Origin of the sequence: endosymbiont of Riftia pachyptila (vent Ph05) (assembly GCF_000224455.1) — a bacterium.
Taxonomy (GTDB): Bacteria; Pseudomonadota; Gammaproteobacteria; order Chromatiales; family Chromatiaceae; genus Endoriftia; species Endoriftia persephonae.
In genome coordinates, this window is the sequence record NZ_AFOC01000020.1 from 16,549 (window position 1) to 40,962 (window position 24,414).

Annotated in this window: 16 protein-coding genes and 1 pseudogene; 8 read left to right on the forward strand and 9 right to left on the reverse strand. The window is 60.0% G+C overall.

Annotated features, from left to right (window positions below; translation table 11 throughout):
* Positions 1–83: 83 nt before the first annotated feature.
* The 3 genes from glcF to RIFP1SYM_RS04815 are packed head-to-tail and all read right to left on the reverse strand — an operon-like array spanning position 84 to position 3,834.
* Positions 84–1,307, reverse strand: coding sequence for a glycolate oxidase subunit GlcF (gene glcF, locus RIFP1SYM_RS04805; protein WP_005960008.1), 1,224 nt, complete (start codon positions 1,305–1,307; stop codon positions 84–86).
* Positions 1,307–2,362: a glycolate oxidase subunit GlcE gene (gene glcE / locus RIFP1SYM_RS04810; RefSeq protein WP_005960009.1), complete on the reverse strand. Its 1,056-nt coding sequence runs from the start codon at positions 2,360–2,362 to the stop codon at positions 1,307–1,309. Before glcE ends, glcF begins: the two co-directional genes overlap by 1 nt.
* Positions 2,359–3,834, reverse strand: coding sequence for an FAD-linked oxidase C-terminal domain-containing protein (locus tag RIFP1SYM_RS04815; protein ID WP_005960011.1), 1,476 nt, complete (start codon positions 3,832–3,834; stop codon positions 2,359–2,361). The genes glcE and RIFP1SYM_RS04815 overlap by 4 nt, the downstream gene beginning before the upstream one ends.
* Positions 3,835–4,178: 344 nt before the next feature.
* Here RIFP1SYM_RS04815 and RIFP1SYM_RS04820 point away from each other — a divergent pair, with 344 nt between their 5' ends.
* The 4 genes from RIFP1SYM_RS04820 (at position 4,179) to RIFP1SYM_RS04835 (ending at position 10,890) form a co-directional block, all read left to right on the forward strand.
* Positions 4,179–4,985 (forward strand): CbbQ/NirQ/NorQ/GpvN family protein, encoded by an 807-nt coding sequence (locus RIFP1SYM_RS04820; protein WP_005960013.1) that lies wholly within the window; start codon positions 4,179–4,181, stop codon positions 4,983–4,985.
* Between the two features lie 159 nt (positions 4,986–5,144).
* Positions 5,145–7,400 carry a nitric oxide reductase activation protein NorD gene (locus tag RIFP1SYM_RS04825; protein WP_005960015.1) on the forward strand — a complete coding sequence of 752 codons (2,256 nt, stop codon included), beginning with the start codon at positions 5,145–5,147 and terminating at the stop codon, positions 7,398–7,400.
* Positions 7,401–7,579: 179 nt separating this feature from the next.
* Positions 7,580–8,647, forward strand: a complete 1,068-nt coding sequence (gene aroG, locus RIFP1SYM_RS04830; protein WP_005960017.1) for a 3-deoxy-7-phosphoheptulonate synthase AroG — start codon at positions 7,580–7,582, stop codon at positions 8,645–8,647.
* 152 nt (positions 8,648–8,799) lie between these two features.
* On the forward strand, positions 8,800–10,890 hold the full coding sequence (locus RIFP1SYM_RS04835) for an EAL domain-containing protein (RefSeq protein ID WP_005960018.1): 2,091 nt from the start codon (positions 8,800–8,802) through the stop codon (positions 10,888–10,890).
* Positions 10,891–11,158: 268 nt separating this feature from the next.
* Here the strand turns inward: RIFP1SYM_RS04835 and RIFP1SYM_RS04840 are convergent, their stop codons facing one another.
* From RIFP1SYM_RS04840 to soeA, 6 genes are all read right to left on the reverse strand, one after another.
* On the reverse strand, positions 11,159–11,686 hold the full coding sequence (locus tag RIFP1SYM_RS04840) for a hypothetical protein (RefSeq protein ID WP_005960020.1): 528 nt from the start codon (positions 11,684–11,686) through the stop codon (positions 11,159–11,161).
* A 139-nt stretch (positions 11,687–11,825) separates the two neighbouring features.
* On the reverse strand, positions 11,826–15,557 hold the full coding sequence (locus RIFP1SYM_RS04845) for a DUF1631 family protein (protein WP_005960022.1): 3,732 nt from the start codon (positions 15,555–15,557) through the stop codon (positions 11,826–11,828).
* Positions 15,558–15,803: 246 nt separating this feature from the next.
* On the reverse strand, positions 15,804–16,610 hold the full coding sequence (locus RIFP1SYM_RS04850) for an esterase/lipase family protein (RefSeq protein ID WP_005960024.1): 807 nt from the start codon (positions 16,608–16,610) through the stop codon (positions 15,804–15,806).
* A 36-nt stretch (positions 16,611–16,646) separates the two neighbouring features.
* Positions 16,647–17,624 carry a sulfite dehydrogenase subunit SoeC gene (gene soeC / locus RIFP1SYM_RS04855; RefSeq protein WP_005960026.1) on the reverse strand — a complete coding sequence of 326 codons (978 nt, stop codon included), beginning with the start codon at positions 17,622–17,624 and terminating at the stop codon, positions 16,647–16,649.
* 107 nt (positions 17,625–17,731) lie between these two features.
* On the reverse strand, positions 17,732–18,457 hold the full coding sequence (locus RIFP1SYM_RS04860) for a 4Fe-4S dicluster domain-containing protein (RefSeq protein WP_006474590.1): 726 nt from the start codon (positions 18,455–18,457) through the stop codon (positions 17,732–17,734).
* Between the two features lie 41 nt (positions 18,458–18,498).
* The gene (soeA, locus tag RIFP1SYM_RS04865) at positions 18,499–21,411 is read right to left on the reverse strand and encodes a sulfite dehydrogenase subunit SoeA (protein ID WP_005960029.1); all 2,913 of its coding nucleotides are present in this window, start codon (positions 21,409–21,411) and stop codon (positions 18,499–18,501) included.
* Between the two features lie 189 nt (positions 21,412–21,600).
* Here soeA and RIFP1SYM_RS17860 point away from each other — a divergent pair.
* The 4 genes and pseudogenes from RIFP1SYM_RS17860 to RIFP1SYM_RS04885 all read left to right on the forward strand — a co-directional run bounded on the left by RIFP1SYM_RS17860 (position 21,601) and on the right by RIFP1SYM_RS04885 (position 24,304).
* Positions 21,601–22,702: pseudogene (locus tag RIFP1SYM_RS17860) on the forward strand (tripartite tricarboxylate transporter permease).
* A 152-nt stretch (positions 22,703–22,854) separates the two neighbouring features.
* Positions 22,855–23,154, forward strand: coding sequence for a hypothetical protein (locus tag RIFP1SYM_RS04875; RefSeq protein WP_010084488.1), 300 nt, complete (start codon positions 22,855–22,857; stop codon positions 23,152–23,154).
* A 227-nt stretch (positions 23,155–23,381) separates the two neighbouring features.
* Positions 23,382–24,005 carry a cytochrome c oxidase subunit 3 family protein gene (locus RIFP1SYM_RS04880; RefSeq protein WP_005960033.1) on the forward strand — a complete coding sequence of 208 codons (624 nt, stop codon included), beginning with the start codon at positions 23,382–23,384 and terminating at the stop codon, positions 24,003–24,005.
* Between the two features lie 11 nt (positions 24,006–24,016).
* Entirely contained in the window at positions 24,017–24,304 is a 288-nt protein-coding gene (locus RIFP1SYM_RS04885; RefSeq protein WP_005960035.1) for a cytochrome C oxidase subunit IV family protein, read from the forward strand.
* The last annotated feature ends 110 nt before the right edge of the window (positions 24,305–24,414 follow it).

The following is a 24,414-nucleotide window of genomic DNA, read 5'->3' on the forward strand; positions in this document are numbered from 1 at the left end:
GTTCAAAAGGAAAAACCCATTATGCCAAAAGGGCGCGGAGCTGGCTGGAATGACCTGGAATGGCTGTCAGGGAACAATGCGGTTCAGTCTTCGCCAAGCGTCTGGTCGATCAGTTCGATCCAATGCTGCACCGGCTGTTCAGAGGCAGAGCCGAGATGGAGCTGACACCCCACGTTGGCGGTGACGACCCGCTCGGGATCGTCGCCGCAGAGTGCCGCCAGCTTGTTATCACGCAGGCGTCTGCTCATCTCCGGCTGGAGGATCGAATAGGTGCCTGCCGAGCCGCAGCAGAGGTGGCTATCCTTTGTGGTCGCCAGATCGACACCAAGACGGGTCAGAATCCCCTCCACCACGCCAGATAGCTGCTGGGCGTGCTGCAGAGTACAGGGGCAATGCACTGCCACCTTACCTGGATCGACCTGCAGCTTGAGTAGTGTGAGATCCTCAGCCTGCACCACCTCGCTCAGATCCTTTGCCAGCGCAGCAACCCGTACTGCCCGCTCCGCATAGTGCGGATCGTTGACCAGCAGCTCACCATACTCCTTGATCATCGCACCGCAGCCAGAGGCGGAGATGACGATCGCCTCGGCGCCTGCCTCGATCTGCGGCCACCAGGCGTCAACATTGCTGCGCACCTGGTCAAGGCTATCCCGGTGGGCACCCAGATGGTAGTCGACCGCGCCGCAGCAACCCGCCGCTGGCGCCACAACCAGCGAGATGCCGAGCCGGTCGAGCACCCGGGCGGCGGCGGCATTGGTATTTGGTGTCGTCACCGACTGGACGCACCCCTCCAGCAACAGCATGCGGCGCGGATGGCGTAGCGCAGGACGAAGTCCGGCTGACTGTTTGACTGGCACCTGCCGCTGCAGCCCGACGGGCAGTAGCGGACGCAGCCACTGGGCGGGGCGCAGCAGAGCGGCAAACCGTTTCGGATAGGGCAATACTCTACGCAACCCCCAGCGCTTCAGGCGATCAATCACACCACGTCCGACCCGCTTTTCGGTGATCTCCCTGCCGATCTCCAGCAGCCGTCCATAGCGCACCCCGGAGGGACAGGTGGTTTCACAGGCGCGACAGGTGAGGCAGCGGTCGAGGTGAAGCAGGGTGCATTCACTGACCGGCTCCCCCTCCAGCAGCTGTTTGATCAGATAGATACGCCCGCGCGGGCTATCCAGCTCATCCCCCAGTAGTTGATAGGTGGGACAGGTGGCGGTGCAGAAACCGCAGTGGACGCAGGCACGCAGGATCTGCTCTGCCTCCTGGCCCTCAGGGGTTGCCAAAAAGGTGCTAAGAAGAGAGGTCTGCATCAGAGTTCCCGGTAGAGCCGGCCTGGGTTGAAGATGCCTTGAGGATCGAAACCCCGCTTCAGATGACGCTGGAGTTGCATCACCGCCGGAGGCAGCGGATGGAATACCTCGCCACTGCGATCACCACCACGGAACAGACTGGCGTGGCCTCCAGCCTGACTCGCCATCTGCCGAATCGATACGGCATCCGCATCAGCGCGCAGCCAGCGCTGCGCCCCACCCCAGTCGATCAGCTGCTTGCCGGGCAACGCCTGAGGCGGTGCAGCAGACGACAGGGAGAGGCGCCACAGCGGCAGCGTCGACTGGAAGAAGCCGTAACGCTGCTCGCGCATCTGGGTCCAAAAATCGACGCCCTCAAGCCGCTCCCCACCAAGCCGATCAGCGCCAGCACGCACCACCGCCGATGCGCCGGAGAGACGCAGATAGAGCTGCAATCCATCATGGCAGGCGGCGCTGATCGGCAGCGGCTGAGCCGCCCACTGGTTCATCAATCGGATCGCCTGCTGCGGTGTCTGCTCCTGCACCAGGGTGATCTCCTGTTCCGGACGCGGCAGCACCTTGAGGCTGACATCGAGGATCAGTCCGAGAGTGCCCATGGCACCGCACATCAGCCTCGAGATGTCGTAACCAGCAACATTTTTCATTACCTCGCCACCAAAACGCAGCCGCTCACCCCGGCCGTTGATGATGCGAGTACCGAGAACAAAATCGCGGGCCGCCCCGGCGAAGGGACGACGCGGCCCGGAGAGACCACAGGCGATGGTGCCGCCGAGGGTGGCGGTCTCGCCAAAACGGGGCGGCTCGAAGCCGAGCATCTGCTCCTGCTCCGCCAGCGCCGCCTCGAGCTCGACCAGCGGAGTGCCGGCGCGGGCGGTAACCACCAACTCCTTCGGCTCATAGTTGATGATACCGCTGTGGCCACTGATCTCCAGCGGGGTACCGCTCGGCTCACGACCATAGAAGCGCTTGCTGCCACCGCCGCGCAGCTCCAGCGGGGTGCCGTTCGCAATCGCCTCGCACACCGCCTGCACCAACGTTTGAGTCAGATCGCTCATCTCACCCCCCCCCGCCGGCTCGGGGCAGTCAGGGTGTCGCTGCCGAGGCTCTTGTATTCGGAGCAGTGGCGTGGCTGGGGGATCGCCTTGCCGGGATTGAGCAGCCCATCAGGGTCGAAAGCACGCTTCACGGCGCGGAACTGCTCCAGCTCCGCCGGGCTGAACTGCACGCACATCTGATGCAGTTTCTCGTGACCCACCCCGTGCTCGCCAGTGATGGTGCCGCCGACCCGCACGCTCAGTTCGAGGATCTCAGCCCCCAGATCCTCTGCCCGTTTGAGCTCGCCAGGCTGGTTGGCATCGAATAGGATCAACGGGTGCAGATTACCGTCGCCGGCGTGGAAGACGTTGGCCACCGCTAAGCCGTAGTGTTCGGAGAGGCGGCTGATGCCAGTCAGCACCTCCGCCAGGCGTTTGCGCGGCACAGTGCCGTCCATGCAGTAGTAGTCGGGAGAGAGTCGTCCCACCGCCGGGAAGGCCGACTTGCGCCCCTTCCAGAAGAGCTGCCGTTCCGCCTCATCACGGGCAGTACGCACCTCGGTTGCCCCGACCTGCAGCAACAGATCGTGGACCAGTTTGAGGTGCACCGAGACCTCTTCGTTGATCCCATCCAGCTCGCAGAGCAGGATCGCCGCTGCATCTTTTGGATAACCGGCATGGGCAAACGCCTCGGCGGCACGAATCGCCAGGCCATCCATCATCTCCAAGCCGGCCGGGATGATGCCGGCGGCGATGATCTCCCCCACCGCATCGGCGGCCAGGGCCAGATCGTCGAAGGCGGCTAGCAGCACCTGGGCCCGCTCGGGGGCCGGCAGCAACTTCACCACCACCTCCACGACGATGCCAAGCATCCCCTCGGAACCGTTCAGCAGCGCCAACAGATCGTATCCGGGAGTGTCAAGCGCACCACTGCCAAGAGTGATCAGCTCGCCCTCGGCGGTGACCAGCTTCAGCTCCAGGATATTGTGTACGGTAAGACCGTACTTCAGGCAGTGGACCCCACCGGAATTCTCCGCCACATTGCCGCCGATGGTACAGGCGATCTGCGATGAGGGATCGGGGGCGTAGTAGAGGCCGTGCGGGGCAACCGCCTGGGAGATCGCCAGGTTCCGCACCCCCGGCTCGACCCGTGCGGTACGTGCCAGCGGGTCGATCTCGAGGATTCGGTTGAACTTCGCCAACCCCAGCAGCACCCCGTCAGCCAGCGGCAATGCCCCACCGGAGAGCCCGGTGGCAGCCCCCCGCGCCACCACAGGCACCCGCTGTTGGTGACACAATCGCACCACCTGTTGCAGCTGCTCCAGCGTCTCCGGCAGCACCACCAGCAACGGCATCTGCCGGTAAGTGGGCAAGCCGTCGCACTCATAGGGATGCAGCGCCTCAGGCTCATGGATTAGCGCCTCGGCGGGCAGCAACGTCTTCAGTGCAGCCAGCAACGGCGCCTTTTTTTGTTCTCTCTGTTCAGCACTCATCGCACATTGCTGTCACTCTTCCTGGGGACTCGTATTAGGTCGGGCTGCACCCGACATTAGCCTTGGTTTCAATCAATGACACCAAGCGGCCACGGACCGTCCTAAAGCCCAACCTATAATAAATGAGTGATAAGGATACCGTTTTGCCCTTACAGAGCGGGAGCACAACACCCCAACAGTTCTCAGGGTCTTATCCCTCCCTGCCACTTCGGGCGCCTCCCCCCATCGGCACAGCTATAACCTTTTATTTAACCTATGATCACAAAAAATTAGTTCAGCTTATGGTTGTGATTGGCTATGCTGCCAACCATCCGACAGCGAACAGAGACCGCACTGGAGTCATCATGAGCGCCAATACCGATCAGTATCTCATTACCGAAGAACCCTACTACCAGCCCCAGGGGGACGAGGTCGCCCTCTATCAGGCGGCCTACGAGGAACGCCTGCCAGTGATGGTGAAAGGCCCCACCGGCTGCGGCAAGTCCCGCTTTATCGAGCACATGGCCTGGAAGTTGGGCAGGCCGCTGATCACTGTCGCCTGTAACGAGGACATGACCGCCTCCGACCTGGTCGGCCGCTATCTGCTCGACGCCGACGGCACCCGCTGGCTCGACGGCCCGCTCACCGTGGCCGCCCGCATCGGCGCCATCTGCTATCTGGATGAGGTGGTTGAGGCGCGCCAGGACACCACCGTGGTGATCCATCCCCTCACCGACCACCGCCGCACCTTGCCGCTCGACAAGAAGGGCGAGGTAGTCACCGCCCACCCCGACTTTCAGCTGGTGATCTCCTACAATCCCGGCTATCAGTCGCTGATGAAAGACCTCAAGCAGTCCACCAAGCAGCGCTTCTCCGCCCTCGACTTCGACTACGCCCCGGCCTCGCTGGAAGTCGGCATAGTGACCAAGGAGACCGGCATCGATGAAGCGACCGCAGGCAAGCTGGTGAAGATCGGTGAGACCGCCCGCAACCTGAAGGGCCACGGCCTCGATGAGGGCATCTCCACCCGTCTGCTGGTCTACGCCGCCCAGCTGATCAAGCGCGGCATCGAGCCGATCGCCGCCTGCCGCATGACCCTGGTGCGCCCGATCACCGACGACGCCGACATCATCGCCACCCTGGACCATGCTATCGACGCGGTCTTCGGCTGATTTTCTATTCAAGAAACGAATAAAAATATAGCCACGCATTAATGCACATCACCGCAAAAAGAACGCGAATAGACCATTTATTTTCCCGTTTGCGAAAATTTGCGGTAATTAGCGTCTATTCGCGGCTTAATCAAGCCCAGATGGTGGGGTAATGAACGCATGAGCATCAGCGAAGTCGAACTTAAAGATTACCGCGATCAACTCGGCTGCGGCTTCGAGCAGCTGGACCCGGTCTTCGGCGACTGCATGGAGGAGGCCCAAGCCCTGCTGAGCCCGGAAGGGGTCGATGCCTACCTGGAAGGCGCTTCGATGGCCTGTAAGATCGGCCGCGGCGTGGAACCGGTGATCGTATTCTTGGAGGAGATGCCCCAGGTCGCCGCCAGGGTTGGCGAGGCGGTCCTGCCGCTGATCTCCCAGACCGTCTGGAAGATATCTCGCACTCCCAACGGCAAGTCGATCCTGCCATTTCTGCAGGTGTTGCCAGAGGCGAGCCGCCGCCTCGGCAGCCGGGAACTGCTGACCAGTTTCATCGAACTGCTGCTCGACACAATGGACCGCACCACCGGTTCGATCCACGGCTTCCACACCACCATCCCCAGCCCTTCGCTGCCCGACCTGCTGAAAAAGATCCCCTATCTGCTCAGCCAGCTCTCCTTCGAGGGGCTCCACAACTGGATCGACTACGGGGTACGCAACTACACCAGCCATCCGCAGCGCCAGATCGACTACTTCAGCCTGCAGTCCGCCGACAGCCGTGCCATTCTGCAGCGGGAGCGTCACGGCACCCTGTTCTACGACAACGAACGCAAGCTCGACTACTACATGAAGGCGCTGTGGGAGCGCAAGGCCCAGCTCGTCCCCTACTCCGAGGGCTTCGACGAACTGCGCAAGCCGATGCCCTACTACGACCCGCTGGGCATTCGCGTCCCCGACGTCTATGACGACCTCAACGGCGTCAGTGGCATCAACCGCTATCGAGCCCTGCTCGCCCACGTCGCCGCCCACCAGACTTGGACCCGCCAGGTGGTGGCCGACAACTACAGTCCGTTCCAGCGCGTCGCCATCGAGATGTTTGAAGACTCGCGGGTGGAGTATCTGGCGATGCGGCGCTACCCCGGACTGCGCCGATTCTGGCAAGCGCTGCATCCGAAACCGATCGAGGACGACTGCGAGCCGGAGAAGGAGTCCTGCATCCGCCACCGTCTGGCAATGTTCTCCTACGCCCTACTCGACCCCGACCACGGCTATCAGAACCCCGACCTGCTAGAGTTCGTGCAGCGCTTCCACGAGATCATGGCCCAAGGTGAATCGAGCACCAAGGAGATCGCCGGCCTGGCCATCTCCTACATCGCCCGCACCCGTCGCCAGGCCGATCTCGCCGCCAACGTCTACTTCACCGACACCGAGGTCAGCTACCGCGACGACAACCGCCACATGTGGATCTTCATCGAAGAGGGCGATGAGGAGGAGATGTTCGACGCCGAGTCGAAGCGCAAGCAGTCGGAGGAAGAACTGGAAGGTCTACCGCCCCGCCACTACCCGGAGTGGGACTACAAGGCCAAGACCTACAACCCCGATTACGTCAGCCTCTACGAGAGCCTGCACCCCGGTGGCGCTGCCACCGAGATCGACGCCCTGCTGGAGAAACACAAAAGCCTGGCCAAGCAGCTGAAGCGCCTGCTCGACCTGCTCAAGCCCCAGCAGTACGTGCGCATCCGCTACCAGGAGGAGGGCTCAGAACTCGACCTCGACGTGGCGATCCGCTCCCTGATCGACTTCAAAGGCGGCGCCCAGCCCGACACCCGCATCAACATGAGCCACCGCCACGACGGTCGCGACCTAGCGGTGATGCTGTTGATCGATCTCTCCGAATCGGTGGACCAGATCCCCGCCGGCTGCGACCAGTCGATCCTGGCGCTGAGCAAGGAGGCAGTGACCCTGCTCGGCTGGGCCATCGAACAGCTCGGCGACGCCTTCGCCATTGCCGGCTTCTCCTCCAACACCCGCCACGAGGTGCGCTACCAGCACATCAAGGGCTACGGTGAAAAGTGGGACGAGCAGGTCAAGGGCCGCTTGGCCGCCATGCAGGCGGGCTGGTCGACCCGCATGGGTGCAGCGATCCGCCACGCCAGCCACTATCTGGCGGCGCGCAAGGCCGACAAAAAACTGATGCTGGTGCTCACCGACGGCGAGCCTTCCGACATCGATGTGCAGGACGACCGCCAGCTCATCGAGGATACCCGCAAAGCGGTACAGGAAGCAGACCGGGAGGGGATCTACACCTACTGCATCAACCTCGACCCCAAGGCCGATGAGTATGTAAAAGACATCTTTGGCAACCAGTACACCGTCATCGACCACGTCGACCGGCTGCCCGAACAACTGCCCAAGCTATTCATGGCGCTGACCAAATAGATTCTGCGTAGCCACTCCCGACGGAACATTCGTCGGATCGCCTTTGTCCACCCTCCCCCGTAGCAGTACCGCCAGCGGCGCTGCTACAAACGGAGTGCTGATTTCATACGGCAATCGCCCCGGAGTGTGTATAATCGGCGGCTTTCCATTTCAGAAGTCGACCTTGGTCAAGCTGTCGCATGCAACACGAAACAGACGATCTACGCATCATTGCGATCAAGGAGCTGAGCACACCGGCCCAGGTCCACGAAGAGCTGCCGATCACCGAAACCGCCGCCGAGACCGCCTTTGCGGCGCGCCAGGCGATTCATAAAATCCTGCACGATGAAGACGACCGCCTGCTGGTGGTGGTCGGCCCCTGTTCGGTGCACGATCCGGCCGCGGCGGTGGATTACGCCCGGCGCCTGCAGCCGCTGCGCGAAGAGCTGAAGGATGATCTAGAGATCGTGATGCGGGTCTACTTCGAAAAGCCCCGCACCACCGTGGGCTGGAAGGGACTGATCAACGATCCGACCCTGGACGATCGTTTCGAGATCAACACCGGGCTGCGCCTGGCGCGCAAGCTGCTGCTGGAGATCAACGAGATGGGGATCCCGGCGGGTACCGAGTACCTCGATCTGATCAGCCCGCAATATCTTGCCGACCTGATCAGCTGGGGCGCGATCGGCGCGCGCACTACCGAGAGCCAGGCCCACCGCGAACTCGCCTCCGGCCTCTCCTGCCCGGTCGGTTTCAAGAATGCCACCAACGGCAGCATGAAGGTGGCGCTGGATGCGATCCGCTCCTCGTCACGACCGCACCACTTCCTGTCAGTCACCAAAGACGGGCGCTCCGCAATTTTCTCCACCAAGGGCAACGAAGACTGTCACGTGATCCTGCGCGGTGGCAGCCGTCCCAACTACGACTCGGAGAGCATCAATATCGCCTCCGACGAGATGGAGGCGGCTGGCCTGAAGCCACGCATGATGGTCGACTTCAGCCATGCCAACAGCCGCAAACAGCATGAGCGTCAACTGTTGGTAGGACGCGACGTGGCGAGCCAGATCAGCCGTGGCGACAGCCGTATCATGGGTGCAATGATCGAGAGTTTCCTGGTCGGCGGCCGGCAGGAGCGGGACAGCACCCGCGAGCTGACCTATGGTCAAAGCATTACCGACGCCTGCATCAGCTGGGACGAGAGTGAACCGTTGCTGCGGGAACTCGCCGCAGCGGTGCAACAGCGGAGGCAAGTCGTGAAGAGGGTCTGAGAAAAGCGGCTGGAGTCGAGGGACAATAGGCCTATAATCAGAACAGACCCCTTCCGTTGCGATCAGCACGCAAGACTGGCTGACTCCAAGCGTAACAACCTCGGCCAAGCTCCGTGTTACAGGGAAGGTATTAACCATAGGATCCCTTAAGAATGCCTGACCAAGCGATCGAGATGTTGATCGTATCGAATGCGATGTCTGAAGCGGAGAGCTACCTCTCCGCCCTGCGCAATGCAGGTATGGCCGTTCATCTGACACGTATCGATCAGGATACCAAGGCCTTCCGCAAGACCATCGACTCCGACACACCCTTCGACCTGCTACTGCTGACCACCGGGGGCAGCAGTCCCGATATCGACGTTGCCATCGGCATGATCAAAGAGGCATCGCGCGAACTTCCGCTGATCGTCCTGCAAGATGTAGAGTCCTCTGAGCCAAAGGCCACCCTGCTAGCCCAGGGCGCACGGGACGTGGTGAACCGTAAGGATACCGAGCACCTGACACTGGTGGTGCAGCGGGAGTTCGACAGCCTCACAATAGGTCGCCAACTGCAGACGCTTCGGCAACAGTTGAAGGAGACCGAGGCGCGCTGTGAAACCCTGACAGCCAATTCACGCGACGCCATCGCCTACATCTATGAAGGCATGCACGTCAAAGCCAACTCTGCTTACCTGGAGATGTTCGGCCAGCTCGGAGAGGAAGAGATCGAGGGCATGCCGATTCTCGACATGATCGCCCCCGCCAACATCAAGAAGTTCAAAAAGCTGCTGCGCCAGCTCTCCAGCGACGCCCGCCTCTCAACCAAGCTGGAGTTCAACTGCTTACACGGCGACGGCACCACATTCAATGCCCTGCTCGAGTTTTCACCGGCCAGCATCGATGGCGAACCCTGCACCCAGCTACTGATCCGCGACCAAACCAACAGCAAAGAGCTGGAAGAGAAGCTGCGCCTGCTTACCACCCAGGATCTGCAGACCGGGCTGAGCAACCGCCAACACTTCATGGACCTGCTCGAAGAGACCGCACGCCACTTCGCACAGGAAGAGGCCGCGCAGACCCTGCTCTACATCACCCTCGACAATTACCAGGATATCCGCAGCAAGGTCGGCATCGCCTCCTGTGACCAGATCCTCGGCGAGGCCGCCGAGATTCTCCGAGAGAACATCAACCAGGGCGACTTACTCGCCCGCTTTGGCGACCACACCTTCACCCTGCTAACCCAGGAAACCGATCCGCAAAAGATAGAGGCCCTCTCGCGGCAGATCTGCCAAGCGATCAAGGCCCACAAGTTTCAAGGCAGTGAGCACTACTCAGGCCCCACCAGCAGCATCGGCATCGCCTACGCCTCCCCGGAGATCAGCGGCGGGCACGATTTCCTCAATGTCGCCTACCACGCCTGTGAACAGGCCCGGTTGAATGGCGGCAACCAGTTCTACTCGGTCGAAACCCCGGCGGAAGATGATCTGGATGATGACCTGAACGGTAACGAGGCAGACCTCAGTCACCTGATCGAATATGCCCTGAGCAACGATCAGTTCCGCCTGGTCTATCAGCCCATCGTCAGCCTACAGGGCGACACCCGCGAGAACTATGCGGTACTGATCCGCCTGCTGGACCAGAATGGCGAGGAGATCCAGCCCAACTACTTCCTGAAACAGGCTGAGGAGATGGGCAAACTGCCGGAGGTGGATCGTTGGGTGATACGCAATGCAATTGCAGAGCTGGCACGACAGCGTCGCCAGGGGCACAAGATCAACTTTTTCATCAACATCTCCGGCGTCACCCTCGCTGACGACACCCTGTTGCTGTGGATCTGCGACTGTCTGCGTGAATTCGAGGCGAAAGGCCCTTGGGTGGTGTTTCAGATTAAAGACGAGGAGGCCCGCGCCCATCTCGCCCAGGTGCAGAAACTGAGTGAGGGGTTGCAGAAGATCAAGTGCCAACTCTCCATTGACCACTTTGGTCTGGCGCCAAAACCGGAGATGCTACTGCGCAACCTGCCCGTCAACTATATCCAGTTCGATCCGATGTTTGTTCATAACATCGCCAGCGACCAGAAAAAACAGGATTCGCTCAACGAGGTCAACAAGCTTGGCCAGCAGTTTGATATCAAGACCGTAGCCACCGGAGTGGAGGATGCCAACAGCCTGGCGGTGCTCTGGTCGATCGGTGTCAACTACATCCGCGGCTACTTCCTGCAGGAACCTGATCAGTCAATCAACTACGACTTCTCCTCCCACTAAGGAGCCTCTGAATAAATCTTAGCCGTACAGATTGCTGATGAAAATGCGCTGATTGGAGGCGCAAATCGCACGTAAAGCTACCACTCCCTGCTCACGCACCTCTCCTACATCCCTGTAGAGGGTCGTCAGCTATTGCGAAGGTTTACAACGAAAAAGCAGCGTATTTTGGCAGCACGATGTAGGTCCATGACTTATTCAGAGGTTCCCTAACAAAAAACCCCGCGATCCTTTCGGAAGCGGGGCTCTTCTGCGCATTACAGACAACCATTCACCAGGGCATGAAGGAGTTCCAGAAGGTCATGGGCCGGGCGGCATCGTTGATGCTGTAGTTCATCGAGCGCATGTCACGCTGCATGTTGTAGGTGCTCGATGTCATTGACTTCATCGACTCATCCATCGAGTCCATGCTGGTCAGTATCGGCTCCAGGGTGCGGACGTCCTCAGCCATCGAGTCGATACTCACCGTCATAGTGCGTACATTGGCCGATAATTGTCCGACACTGTCACTCATCGACTGCACATTGCTGGCAATGATACTCATGTTGGAATCGACACTGAGCGCCAGAAAATGCACATCCTTGGCCAGACTGAAGATCAGATAGAAGCCGTAGGCGGCCAGCAGGATGAAGGCGAACAGTGATGGATAGACGATCAGCTCCCAGCGGCGAGCGCTGGTCTCAAAGGCCATCGAGAGACGATCCATCGAGTAGCGGGGATCCGGTCCGGCGACCACCTCACTGCCCGCCTGCTGCTGCGGACTGGTCGCTGTATCCCGCTTAGCTTCTGATTCAGCCATACAACTCTTCTATCGACACATTAAGGGACCAATAGTCTAGCATAACTGCCAAGCGCCTCGACAACCCTCGTCTGAAATCTGCCAACCAAGCGATGCTTAGCAGGATTTCCCCAGCAGGATAAGTTGCCATTGGCGAGCCTCAGTATCCCAGCTCGATCAGCGAATTCAACGGTGCTGGACGACCAACTGCATAGCCCTGGGCAAAATCAACCTGTAGATTCTGCAACGCGATCATTAGCGCTTCGCTCTCCACATATTCCGCAATCACCTTCTTGCCCATCATCTGCGCAATCTCGGTGATCCCCTTGACCATCGCCCGGCTCGACTCATCATCCAGCAGATCCTTCACAAACACCCCGTCGATCTTGACATAGTCGACCTTCAGCTCTTTCAGATAGGAGAAAGAGGAGTAACCCGAGCCAAAGTCATCCAGCAGGAACTTGCAGCCTGTCTGTTTAATTTCATCGATGACCCGATTGGCCGCTTCGATGTCTTTCACCAGCGCCGTCTCGGTGATCTCGAACCCGATTCGGTCAAGCGGGCATGAAGCCGCCATCAGGCGATCTTTGACAAACCCCATGAAGTTGGCATCGGAGAGTGATTGTCCAGACAGATTGACGCTGAACAGCCCCACCCTGTCGACTCTTTCGGCATACTTCTCGTACCAATCGAAGAAGCTGTTGACCACCCAGCGGTCCACCGAGCGGATCCGGTTGAACTCCTCGGCCGCCTTGATGAAACTCACCGGGTTCTGTGGATCACCGTTCTCGTCTTTGATCCTGAGCAGGATTTCGTAGTGGTCCTGCTCCCCTTCGGCGAGAAACAACGGACTAATCAACTGACAGTAGAGCTGCAGGCGATCGCCCTCCAGTGCCTCCTCGATCAGCGGCACCGAACGGGTCAGCTCCCGGTGGCGTTCAATTTTGCGCCTCGATGCCTGGTAGACTCGCGAGCAGTTCTGGCCCTCGCTCTTGGCCAGCGAGCAAGCGTAACCCGCCTCTGCCATCAGCTCTTCAGGGGAACCACTAGTATCGTCGATGACGACGATGCCGAGGCTGGCGGTGATATTGATTGAATGCCCATTCCAGCTGAACTTGAAGTTTTCGATCGCCCGCCGCTGGGTCTCGGCCACCTGAAAGCCCTTTTCCACGGTACTCTGTGGCAGCAGGATAGTGAATTCGTTATCGCCAGTGCGCGCCAACTGTGCATCCCCCGACAGATAGGTACGGAAGATCCCCGACACCTTCTGCAGCAGATGATCCCCGCCCTCGATACCGCACACCTCATTGGCGATACGAAACTTGTCCAAATCAAGCAGAATCAGGCTGTGGTGGCTGCCCTCATCCCGGGCCAGCTGTAGCAGGGATTTCAGTTCACGCATCAGGGCGCGTCGATTCATCAGGCCGGTCAGGCGGTCCTGATCGCTCTCTTGGCGCAGCTGTTCGAAGCTCTTCTCCAGGGCGCTGCGCACCGCCCGCTCCACCAGCGGTAACTCCTTGTCTTCAAGCAGCGCATAGAGCCCCTGTTGCAGCCCCTGCCCAAGCCTGACCGCATTGGTCTCCAGCGATTTGACACCGCTGCCGTCAACAAACACCAACCACTCACCATCGGAGCTCTTCCAGGCCAGGTTCATCAGGCGCGCCTGCCCCTTCTGCCGATGCTCGGTCAGCCAGTCATCCAACTCCATCTGGTAGACCTGATTGAGCCAGAGATCATGCTCACCCTGCCTATCAGACCTTGCCATCTGGTCTCGGCTCTCCGGCAGCAGTGAATCGAGATAGATCTCATCCATCTGCTCACTACTCTGCGAGAGCTGCTGCTGCACCGCCGTGTCACCGTTCAGCGCATGTTCAATCTGCTGGATTAGTTCCGCCGCCTTCTCCTGGAATACCGGATATATACTGAACCCCTTGTGCAGCACCAGAACGATATCCTCCGCCACGGCCGGTTCAATCGCTGGCAACTCCTTGCCATCGACAAACAGCTTTGACAACACATCGAGCATACGCAGATAGACCCGCCAGGCATTACTATCCTCCCCCTGGGTCGTCAGGGTCTGCACCAGAAGCTCTGCCCAGCCGTTGATCAACAGACGGTCGAGCAGATTTGAGATCGACTGGTTGCCGAACTTCCCTTCCAGCAGCCGCCGCACACTCCTTTGCGCCTCCAGCTGCGCCGCATCCTCACGGCAGCTGCGCACCGCCAGATCACGATTACCTTCAAATGCCTGCCGTCGCTCATCGAGCAACGACTGGATGCGCTGGTGCAACTGCGGGGTCTCGAGGATATCCCCCTTCAGGGCGGCCTCACCGATCTCTCTAAATTGTGCATCGATCTTCTCCGCCCCCGGTCGCCCCTGGGCCAGCATCCCACTATAGAGGGAGAGCTCGCCAATCACATCGAGCAACCGGCGTGACGGATGCGCAGGATCATCAATCACCTGCGGATTTTCCAGTGCCTGTTTCAGGAACGGCAGCCGCAGCCGGTGGACCAGATCGAGCATCGCAGGGCCGATGACCCGATCCTCCTCGATCGAAGCAAACAGTTTTTCTGTTGCCTCCACCCTACCCAGCACCTCGGGTTCGATCACTACCTCCGGCCCCCAACCCTGGGCGACATGGTTGCGGATCTGCTCACCCAGGCTCAGATAGTGGCTGTAGGGAATCCGATCGAGCAGCTGCATGACCTCTTGCTGCCCCACCCGCGGCGCATCCTGCGCCGGTCTTGCACCAGCGATTGTCTGCTTCTGACGCCCCACCATGGAGGAGAGTCGACCAAACAGGGTGCGCCTTTGCCGCTTTCCGACCGATGCCTGTTTGCGGACCTCGCCAGGTGGGGGGGAATCACTCTCCGGGTTGCAGCTCTGTGTTTCGATGCCGGTCGCCTTGATCAGCCCGATCCACTCAGCAAACAGCCCCGAAAACTCATCGATCAGGGCGAAGCGGATCGCCTCATAGACGATCCGTTTGGCCATCAACCCAACCCCCAGCTGTTCGAGCTGGGTTTTCATCGTCCAGAGCACAAAATAGGGTGACAGGGGGTTGGTCTCCGGGTTGATCCGCTGGCGCAGCAGGCAGGCCAGGCCGCGCTCCAGCTGGACTCCTTCGGCAGCCAGGTCCACATCCGCCATGCGCGACACTCGCACCACCTCGATCCACTCGTCGAAGTCATCCCGCGCCACCAACGCCATCTCATCCGACTGCTCTGCCGGAGAGTGGACGACAGCGCTATCCGGCACCGATTTCAGCGTCTCAAAGGCCCTCTCCAACTGCTTGAGAAACCCCTGGCTGAGCGACTCGTGATGCCGTTGGATGGCATGCAGCGCATCCAGCAACTCCCGTTCCGCCTCACTGTCGGCGACTGCCTCGCTGGCGCTCTGCAGGTCGCGCTCAACCCGTGTGAGAAAAGCGGGAAACTTGTTACTGAAGTAGTCTCGGGTGAGAGACGCACCACGCTGCAGGGTGCGAATCAGCTTGTGCGCAGGCAGACTGGGGATATCTGGAGAGCCACCAGTCTGCCCAGTTGGCGTCTCCCGCTGCTTTTTGATCGAGGTGAGGTAGCTGAGCAACTCCGGCTCATCCATCAAAAACGAGACGCCAAAACCGGAGCGCGACAGGAAGGCCACCTTGGCGCCAACCGAAAAGGGATGAAAACCGTTGCTGCTGGTATCGATCTTGATCTGGATGCGATCGAGGCTCTCTGCCGATTTGTGAGCGCAACAGCCCTCCCGCCAGAGGCCCTTACCCTTGCACTGGATATAGAGCCCACCCTGGGAGTAATTCAGAATAGTGCAATCAAACTGCTGGCCACCGGAAAAGCTGACAATCGCCGGATGAACCAGATCGACTCGTGGGTATTGCCTACGTTCCATCGCTCCCCCTTATACACCGCATCAGCAAGATGCTCACTCTCAATTTATAGAGGAAACGGTAATAGAAAGGGAAGCTATAAAACGGATTCTCTTGGGTTTTTTCGCCAGAAACTGCGTTGGCTCAGAAAAAAGCCAGTTGCCTCACACCTCATCCAGGCAGCAGCGACCACGGATAACGAACAGGAATCCCATGGTGCGATGTCTCGGTTTGAGGCACCGCACCCTGGGAACAGTTCGACCATCAGCTCACAAGCGCTGTAAAACTCTAACCAGCAACTGACCATCTACAGGATTGAGCTGATGTGAGGTGGGCTGGGTGATCTGCTCTGCTCTACCCGCCAGGGCCGCCACGCTGTTCATATCCTGACTGAAAGCGGGCACCAGCTCGTCGCCCAAACCGACCGGCCCCGGACGGATGATCGAGATGTAAGCCATCTCGGGATGTGGCTGGACGTTCAACCAGTACAGCAGACTGCCTGGCCGCGCCGGGGCCAGATCGATCAGCACGCCCCGGGAGTCTCGCACCAGGTCGTAGATATCGCCGACCATGAACGACTTCATCCAGCTCAGTGGAAACGGATCATCGGTCTCATCCAACGCCTGTACCGCCCGCATCGTACCCAGATGAGGCGCAGCGATGGTGATCAGCGCCTTCGCTTGAGGCGCCCGGCCCAGCACTAGCGCCAGGCGCGCCACCACCCCGCCGGCGGAGTGGCCGATCAGGACCATAGGCTCACCAGGGTATCTCGCCGCCAGCAGCGCCAGCTCCCGCGCCAACAGCTCTGCCTGCAGCGCCAGCGGCGCCAGGGAGGGCAGATCCACTGCATATTGCAGATCACCCTTTGCCGGCCCAACAGCACCATAGATCCCTTCAGGCCTGACAACTCCACCCGGTTGCCAGCCATGCTGCGCCAGCACCGCGCTCACGCCGCTGCGCTGCCATGAGGCGGCACTGCCCAGATAGCCGTGCACCAACACCAGTAAATCCGCGTTGACCGGAATGCTCTGCAGCCCCAGCAACATCAGGGTAAAGATCTGAATCAGTCGTCTCATTGTCTTTCTCCTTCGATCAGTAACAGCTGAGCCGCCTCAGGCCATGCTCTGGTAGTAGAGATTCTGTGGGTGCTGCGCCTCGGTAAAGAAGTGGTAGCGCTCTAGGATCAGCCCCAGGTACTGCACAGCAAAAGCCGCCAGCGGCAGGGTCGCCGACTCTATTGCATAGGAGAGCACTATCAATACCACCGGCATCACAAACACCATCAACAGAAAGGCGTAGCGAATCACCTTCAGGGTCGCCGGCGACTTGCCGTGGAAAAACTCCCGTGTATTGAAAGAGCCACCCATAAAGCCTTGGGATTGCTGCTTCAGATTGGAGTGATGCACGCCGATGCCCGACTGCAGATCGACCTTGCACTTTAAGCGACCATTGCGATAGAGACTAACACCGCGGCTAATCGCCCCCAGCAGGGTGGCAATCACCGCCCAGGTGGCATAGAAACCGACCAGCGCGGTCCCCTCATAGGCAGAGAAGGCCGCCGCCAACATGAAGCCCGAACCCAGTCCGAGAAACAGGAAGTTAGCCACCGTCAGCGGATGGTGCCAGGCCTTGATGAACTTGAGGCTGGCATAGATCATCGCGGTACAGAGGAACAGCGCAAAAGTAACCAGGGTGCCAAGCGCGCCGATAATCAGCGAGAGATCCAGCGGCAGGGCGCCGGAGATCACAAACAGCGGCGAGGTCCACTCGAACCAGTGCACCAGGCCATAGAGAAAGACCAGCCCCATCGCCATCGGCAACACAATCACCTCGCGTGAGAGCCAGGAGGTGCGCCACTGGGTTGCCGCCCGCCAGGCCCGCTCCGGGCGTCCCAGATGAAAGATCGAGGCGATCAATCCGGCGATCAACAGCACCAACGCCACCAGGCTGCCCAGCGCATAGAACTGGCTGCTCTGGGCCGGCAGCAGATTGGCCAGGGCATAGAGCTGGCCGGTGTAGAGCGCCAGGAACAGCCCCTGACCGACACCGATCAGGGTAGTCAAAAATATCACTGAAAATGCGGGATGCATCTGTTTCTCCGAAGAATCTCAATCACTGTTGATGGCCGTGAGAGCAGTGCCCCGCCGCGAAATTGCCGCCGATCGCAGCGAGGCGTCGCTCCCACCACCCAGCAGAATCACCAGGCCACGTCGTCCACCGTATCCACGATATCCGGCAACTTCGGCAACTCCTCCTTGTTGAGCGGATTGTCGGCGCGCACCAGCTCATCCTCGTGGATCTGGATGCGGGTCTTGCGCCGCGGCAGATAGTGGTTGGATGGTTTGGTGCCCCACTCCGGCTGCAACGCATAACCGCCCTGCTCACGGATCGCCACCGAGACCTCCGACTGCGGATCGTGCACATCGCCGAACAGCCGTGCGCTGGTCGGGCAGGCCAGCACACAGGCTGGCTGACGCTCCGCCTCCGGCAACGACATGTCGGTGATGCGGTCGATGCAGAGGGTACACTTCTTCATCACCCGTTCCTTCTCGTCGAACTCGCGCACCCCGTAGGGGCAAGCCCAGGAGCAATATTTGCAGCCGATGCACTTGTCGTAGTCGACCAGCACCACGCCGTTGTCCTCACGTTTGTAGGAGGCGCCAGTGGGGCAGACCGGCACACAGGGCGGATCTTCACAATGCAGGCAGGACTTGGGGAAATGGTAGGTCTCCGTATTCGGAAACTCACCCGCCTCATAGGTCTGCACCCGATTGAAGAAGGTGCCGGTGGGATCGGCATCGTAGGGACGCTGATCGGTCATCGGACCGGCCCAACCGGAGCTGTTCCACTCCTTGCAGCTGGTCACGCAGGCGTGGCAGCCGACGCAAACGTTGAGGTCGATGACGAGCGCGAGTTGTGTCATGGTTAATTTCTCTGTTTCTGCAGGAGCACAGCTCCTACGAATCAATCCTGGATCTTGGCCTTGCGGCGAAACGCGCCCGCGACAAACGCCTGCCACTTGCCACGCTTCGGATCCTGCCCCGGAACCCGCTTCTGCGGCTTGAACTGGGGCGAGGTGACTGCCGGCTCGTCCAGTCCGGCCGGATAGACCTTGACCTTGACATCGAACCAGGCGGCCTGCCCCGTTACCGGATCAGCGTTGGAAATATGCTTGCCTGATTCACAGGGCGGCAGTTCCTCCGAGATCAGATGGTTGAGCAGGAAGCCCTTCTGCGACTCGTTGGCCTTGGGCGACAGCCCCCAGGCACCGGCAGCCTTGCCGATGGCGTTCCAGGTCCAGACCGTGCCCGGCTCCACCGCCTCGGAGAAACGCGCCATGCAGCGCACCTTGTTGGTGGGCGACTCGACCCAGATCCAATCGCCGTCATCAAAACCCTGAGCCTTACCCAGCAGCGGATTGACGAACAGATAGTTATGGGTGTGGATCTGCCGCAGCCAGGCGTTCTGACTGTCCCAGGAGTGGTACATTGCCATCGGCCGCTGGGTCAACGCGTTGAGCGGGAACTCATGGTTGTCCACCAGCTTCTGCTCCAGCGGCGCGGTGAAGAACGGCAGCGGATCGAAGTGCTCCTCGACCCGTTTGCGCAGCCGCTCGGGAGGCTGCCTGCCCGGCCACTTGCCCTGGGCCGCAAGGCGAAACCGCTGCAGCACTTCGGAGTAGAGGTGCAGGGTGATCGGCTCAGCGTAACGGGTCATGCCGTGGGCCCGCGCCCACTCTAGGTAGCCACGATTCCAGTTACGCATGTACTGGTAAGACCTGGGCAGCTTGTAGTGGTAGTGGCAGTCGTTCTTCTGATACATCTCCCACTGCCGCGGGTTGGGCTCACCCTTGAGAAACTTCTCGCCCCCCTTACCACGCCAGCCGGCGAGGAAACCAATCCCGGAGCCCGGCGAGGTCTCATAGTTGGTGATGAAGTCGGGGTAGTCGCGATACTTGCGCGAGCCATCCTGTTTGACGAAGGCGGGCAGACCCAGCCGCGAACCCAGCTCGATCAGCACCTCCTGAAACGGCTTGCAGTCGCCCTTCGGCGGCACCACCGGGATACGCACCGAATCGACCGGACCGTCGAACTCGGAGATCGGCCGGTCCAGCATCGACATCGCATCATGGCGCTCCAGATAGGTGGTATCGGGCAGCACCAGATCGGCAAACGCCACTGTCTCCGACTGAAAGGCATCGGCGACGATCAGGAACGGGATCTTATACTCACCGTTCTCATCCTTGTCGGTGAGCATCTCGCGCACGTTCTCAGTGTTCATCGAGCTGTTCCAGGCCATGTTGGCCATGAACAACAGCAGGGTGTCGATCTTGTAGGGGTCGCCGCGCCAGGCGTTGGTGATGACATTGTGCATCAGGCCATGCACCGAGAGCGGATACTCCCAGGAGAAGGCCTTGTCGAGGCGCACCGCCTCACCCGCCTCATCGACGAACAGATCGTCCGGCTTGCCCGGCCAGCCCAACGGCATACCATCCAGCGGGGTGTTAGGCTGCACCCCTTCCGGCCCGTTTGGCGGCTTCGGGCAAGGCGGAATCGGCCGCGGAAAGGGCGCCTTGTGGCGGAAACCACCGGGTCGATCGATGGTGCCCAGAATCGTCATCAGGATGCCCAGGGCGCGGATCGACTGAAAGCCGTTGGAGTGGGCCGCCATGCCGCGCATCGCATGGAACGAAACCGGGTTACCGGTCACCGAGTTGTGGTCGTTGCCCCAGGCATCGGTCCAGGCGATCGGCAGCTCGATCTTCTGGTCGCGGGCCACCACGCCCATCTCGTGAGCCAATCGCGTGATGGTCTCGGCGGGGATGCCGGTGATGCCCGCGGCCCACTCCGGGGTGTACTGCTCGACCCGCTCCTTGAGCAGCTGGAAGGCGGGTTTCACCGGAGTACCGTCCTCCAGCCGGAACTCGCCAAGCAGGCGCGGATCAGAGCCGGGGGTCTGGGTAGAGATCTCACGATCCAACTCGCGATCCCACCAGAGCTTGTTCTCGGGATCGAAGCAGCCCTCCTCGATGTGCATCTCGAAACGTTTGAACAGGCCGTGGTCGTCGCGGTTCTCATCATCCACCACCAGCTCCGCAGAGTTGGTGTATTTGATCAGGAAGTCGCGGTCGTAGAGGCCCTGCTTGATCAGCTCATTGATGATGGCGAGGATCAACGCGCCGTCGGTGCCGGGCTTGATCGGCACCCACTCATCGGCGATCGCCGAATAGCCGGTGCGGATCGGATTGATCGAGATGAAACGGCCACCGCGTCGCTTAAACTTGGCCAGCTCGATCTTCATCGGGTTGGAGTGATGATCCTCCGCGGTGCCGATCATGATGAAGAGCTTGGAGCGCTCCAGGTCGGGCCCACCGAACTCCCAGAAGGAACCACCGATAGTGTAGATCAGCCCAGCCGCCATGTTGACCGAGCAGAAGCCGCCGTGGGCCGCATAGTTCGGCGTGCCGAACTGCTTGGCGAACATGCCGGTGAGTGCCTGCATCTGATCGCGGCCGGTGAACAGAGCGAACTTCTTCGGATCCTCGGCACGGATCTTCGAGAGACGCCGCTCGATGATCTCGAAGGCACGCTCCCAGGAGATCTCCTCGAAATCCGAGTTGCCACGTTTCGACCCCGCCTTACGCAACAGCGGCTTGGAGAGGCGCGCCGGCGAGTACTGCTTCATGATCCCCGAGGCGCCCTTAGCGCAGATCACCCCCTTGTTGAGCGGATGCTTAGGGTTGCCCTCGATGTGGCGCACCTCACCATCGCGCAAGGTCACCCGAATGCCGCAGCGGCAGGCGCACATGTAGCAGGTGGTTTCTTTGACTTCGACGCGTCCCTCATCCTGGTCGGAATGCGTAGTGGGATCCTGCATGGCGAAGGCCCTACTTTAGAGTATTAACGATCAGTAATTTTGAAGCCTTCTATATTAGTCTTAACTAATTCTTATTGCCAGACAGAAGGGAGATGTCGGCGGTAGCCCGTAGGCTAGGTTGAGTGAAACGAAACCCAGCATGGATCTTCGCCCCCCCCCCGGGACGATTGCATTCGTGCCCCTCCGCTGGTGCTGATCCTAGGTGCCGGAGTCGCAGCGGGGTTGGCACTGCATCTAGGACCGGCCGAACTTTGCGCCCTGGCGCTCTTTTCGCTGGCGGTGATCGTGCTAGTTGCCACCCGTTCACCAAGCCGCGGTCTGATCAGTCTCGCCCTCGGGCTGCTGCTTGCGACAATCGGCCAAGACCTCTTCTCGGCAACCGATCGTCTCGCCTTCGGCCAGCCAGAGCTGCTGCCCGGCATCAACCTGATTCCGCTGATGGTCGGCCTATTTGTGCTGCCAGAGGCGTTTCAGCGGATCATCGCCGGACGCCCGGCAAGCACCCCAGCGAGCGCCCCCAGGCAGCGGCCGGAGGGGCTGACCCGGCAGGAGTACCGCGCTGCCCTTGGCAACATCACCCAGGGTGGTTTGGTCGGGGTGGTGCTGGGAATCATCCCCGGCATCGGCGTCGCTCCGGCCGCCTTACGGCCTGGCCGCCGCCGAGGCAGGCAACAGCGGCGTCTGCGGCGCCACCCTAATCCCGCTGATGGAGCTGGGCATCCCCGGCGATGTGATCACCGCAGTCATCCTCGGCACCTTTACCCTGCATGGTCTGCCGCCTGGCCCACTGCTGTTCACCCAACATCAGTCCGAGCTGGCGCCGCTGTTCTGGGGGCTGATCCTCTCCACCCCGTTGCTGTTCGGCCTGGTCGCGATTCGTGGCTTCAGCCGTCTCAGCCTGCTGCCCGAATGGGCGCTCTACCCGGCGATCGTCACCACCGCGCTGTTTGGCGTCTACAGCCTGCAGGCCTCGGTCTTTGATATCCAGCTGGCCCTGATCACCGGTCTTGCCGGCCTAACGATGCGCCAGATCGATCTACCCACCACGCCCCTGCTGATCGCCTTCATTCTCGGCCCGTTGATCGAAGAGAACCTGCGGCGGGCGCTGCTGCTCTCCCAGGGCACGCTCGAGATCTTTATCCACTCCCCCTTTGTCTGGGGCTGTGTGGCAGCCACCCTGCTGCTCTGTTTTTGGCTGGCAATCCAGCATCACCCCTGGCTGGGGAAACGCCCAGCCATGCATTCCGGCGATCGACTGGGAAGCGCGGCAGAAAAAAAACAAACAATGTAGAAAAAGGAAAGGAACCAAGGAAAAACCTATCCCCTTGATCGCGCCCGCATCCGGCTCACCCCCGGCAGCCGTGACATGTCCAACATCCACATGGGCATGCTGGTCAACGGCGAAATCGCGAACGATAAATACATCGACGGCGATGAGAGGCGATGAGAGCAGTTACGACGGCAGCGCCCTGCCCAACCGCTGGACTAGCCTGTTCGGCGTCAATCAGACGAACTTCCAGCCCGGCGACCAGGCCCAGCTCCAACACCACCCCCTATAACAAATCTCCGGAGTTCTTCACCCAGGATCTGCGCAACGAGTTTCCACTGGAGTTTTTCGACGAGGCAACCGGGCAGTTCACCGTGCCAATAAACACCGGCGAGTATGGCGTCGAGGTGGAATCGGAGTTGGATGACCCCGATCAGAGTAACAACGAGACGAGCAAACATTTCCGCGTGAGATAGTTGCCAACCAGGCCGCAAGGACGCGGCCGTCTTATCTCTAGAGTCAGGCGCAATGTCCTTTGGTTATTGCGCACTACACGAACCAGAAGAGTACCCATTGATACGAGATCACCTCATGCAGTACTCATTAAACACCATCCGAACCAGCAGCAATTGCGCTTGGTCAAGGCAGACCACAGCCACTCAGGCAGGATGGTGAGGGTACCTCTCAATATCCAAGCAGAACAATGGATATCGCAATAACCGCTGCCCCTGCGCAGACGCGCAGCACTAACGACGCTCCTACCCTGCCCACAGCCAGCAGGGTGCCGGGAGGCTGGCCTATCTGGGTTGGCATTTTCTCTGAGATGAGCGAGTTTGCGATGATGTTCATCATCTACTTCATCGCCAAGGCGCACTACCCAGAGCTGTTTAACGATGGCCCGACAAAACTCAACACCCTGGCAGGCGTACTCAACACCCTGGTCCTGCTCACCAGCAGCTACTGCGTCGCCAAGTCGATGCAGGCTATCAAGCGGGACGACAGCACAGCCTGTGTGCGCTGGCTATGGCTGGCCATCCTAGCCGGAGCCGCCTATCTGCTGATCAAGAGCTGGGAATACCACTGGAATGAAAGCGTGGGTATCACAAAGGATACCAACACCTTCTTTACCGTCTACTACTACACCACCTTCAATCACATGCTGCATGTCGGCTGGGGCAGCGCTGCGGTGCTATGGGCGATCATGGGTGTCAAACGCGGTAGCTTCACTGCGCAGAATCACGGTGGATTGGAAGCGGTTGCCTGTTACTGGCACATGATCGATCTTGCCTGGATCGTCATCTTTCCACTGCTCTATGTCTTGCGCTAACGGGATACATCATGCTCAGCAACAAGAACATCGACTTTGTCTGGATACAGCTGATGCTGCTGACACTGCTCAGTGCCTTTATCGCAGAGACCGCTGATACCAGCTTGGCGGTGATCATCATCGTCGCAGTGACCATCGGCTACAAGGGACGCATGATCGTGGATCACTTCATGGAACTGATCAATGCCAACCAATATATCCGCACTACGATGAGACTCTACTTCTATGTTATCCCCCTGATGATCGTCCTGGCTTACCTATTTCCTGATACACTGGTTCGTATGACAACGCTGCAGTAGCAGAAGGCATCCGTCGCGATTTATGCGGTGAAGAGTGAACCGCATCCTACGGCACAACAACCCACCGTGCACCACGACCTCCCTAGACATTCTCCTTTACCAAGCTCATC